Source organism: Lacticaseibacillus sp. 53-4, from assembly GCF_016861805.1.
In the GTDB taxonomy this organism is placed as follows: domain Bacteria; phylum Bacillota; class Bacilli; order Lactobacillales; family Lactobacillaceae; genus Lacticaseibacillus.
In genome coordinates this window covers 1-1,912 of record NZ_BOLT01000072.1, presented here as the reverse complement: position 1 = coordinate 1,912, position 1,912 = coordinate 1, and the positions used below count along the sequence as shown (strand labels likewise).

3 protein-coding genes are annotated in these 1,912 nt (G+C 41.8%); all 3 read right to left on the bottom strand.

All coding sequences use genetic code 11. The annotated features are described in order from the left end of the window. Nucleotides 1-42: 42 nt before the first annotated feature. Nucleotides 43-138: a DUF1972 domain-containing protein gene (locus JUF21_RS12180; RefSeq protein WP_203664859.1), complete on the bottom strand. Its 96-nt coding sequence runs from the start codon at nucleotides 136-138 to the stop codon at nucleotides 43-45. Nucleotides 139-204: 66 nt separating this feature from the next. Continuing rightward, nucleotides 205-1,104: a glycosyltransferase gene (locus JUF21_RS11855; protein WP_203623687.1), complete on the bottom strand. Its 900-nt coding sequence runs from the start codon at nucleotides 1,102-1,104 to the stop codon at nucleotides 205-207. Between the two features lie 34 nt (nucleotides 1,105-1,138). Continuing rightward, nucleotides 1,139-1,825, bottom strand: a complete 687-nt coding sequence (locus tag JUF21_RS11850; protein ID WP_203664857.1) for a polysaccharide biosynthesis C-terminal domain-containing protein — start codon at nucleotides 1,823-1,825, stop codon at nucleotides 1,139-1,141. Nucleotides 1,826-1,912 lie beyond the last annotated feature (87 nt).

Below are 1,912 nucleotides of genomic sequence, written 5' to 3'. Positions count from 1 at the left end.
TACCGGAGTCATGCCGTAAAGGAAATTGCATAGGCACTTTAATTATTTCACCTGTCTACTTGACGCGGACCAGCGCCCATACCCTCCATACCTCGCGGGGATCCCCTTTGAACCAATTACATATACATCTTGAACCATGACTGCTCCCTCTAAAATTTTATGATGTGAACAAATAAACTAAAGGTAGAAATTTTCCAACAAGAATTATGGCTTATATTTCGGACTGAGTCCTAGTCTGTTTAAATACGCATCCACTGTTCCGTTATAGAGACAGCCTGATACATACAGCTTATTTTGGTAGTGTGAACGTAGGATAGCCAGAAAATTCTTGAAAAAATACGCTAAGGTGAAAACCAGCGAGTGCCTGCGCTGCGTCTCATACTCGACTGTTAATTCGTTCCTAAATCCGTAATAGTTTTTCCAAGTGCCAGAATGCGTTGAGTTTAATGAATCATCATGATAGATGACGGCGGCGCTAACATTCCTAATTGTATAGTGCCGTTTTATACGCAGTGAGTATTCAGTGTCATCGAACCAAATAAAGAAGTCGGCTCTTGGAACCCCAATGGTATTGATAACTGCCATAGGGATCATGACACCAATAAACGAAAAAACGTCATATTGGAAATCTTTAGCGTAGTCATCACGATGAACTGATTCTTGTTTGATAAATGGCTTCTCACTGACTAAACGACGACGATGCAACAACTCAATACTACCGTCAGTCTTGTTCTTTACCGTTCCAGTAAGGACAACGGTCCCGGTGGTCTCCTCGACTTGAGCGAGTAACAGCCTAACATAATCGGAAGAATAAACAACGTCATCATCTGAGACGAGAACGTAATCAAGCGAAAGAGTCTGAAGAACCTTCAATCCTTCAGCAAACCCTCCGGCGCCCCCCAGATTGGCACTCAAATACTTATACTCAACATTGCTAAAGCTATCGCAATTGATCTTATTCTCTTTAGCAATGTTGTCTGATGAATGATTGTCAATCACTAATATGCTTTCAATCGCAGTCGTTTGAGTTTGCAACGACTGAAGCGTATTAACAAGTTTCTCCGGACGATTAAACGTGACAACTAACGCACCAATCTTGGTCAATATGAATCTCCCTTCAGAACCAAATTTAGCAACTTTAACGCTTAACAAACCGGGCCCTAAGAGAACCCAACTGACTGATTAGGAAATTTGGCCTTAGTAAAAGCAGGGCGACTGAATAAACAATAACCCCAGTGATTACACGAATTACCACCTTCGAGAAGTCTCCGGTTCCCATATTTCTAATGAGGAACACGGCTAGCAACATTACTAGACTACTACTAGCATACTTCCAGGTCTCTGAAAATAAACTGGCCACCCTGATTTGTTGCCTGATTCTGAGCACTTGATAGCCTGTCACCACAGCCTCCGAGACGACCGTCGCAACGACCGATCCTACTACACCAAAATATATGATAAGAGGAATATTCAAAATAATATTCGCTATTGATCCCAATACAACGGAAGTAGTATAAGGAGAATATTGACCAGTAGGCAATAGATACTGCTGACCGACTGCGTTACTAATACCAATTAGGATGATTACAACTGATTCCACACTCATTAATGTTGCAACTACGGCAAATCGGGGGCCAAAAAATAAGTTCGTAAACGGCTGTGCAACACAAATAACTCCTGCAGCCATTGGAAATGCGACCACTAATATAAGATGCATTGATAGTTGCAAAGAACTCCTAACAGCTTTTTGGTTCCCTTTTGCAAAGTTGTTGGCCACGTGCGGTAATAGCACTGTACCTGTGGCGGTTATAAATGCCAAAACCAACTTAATAATCTTCCTCAATTTTCAAGTCAAGTGCAACGATGATAACGAATTCTTGATAGTGGTCTAGGCTGTTACGCCATGCATCGG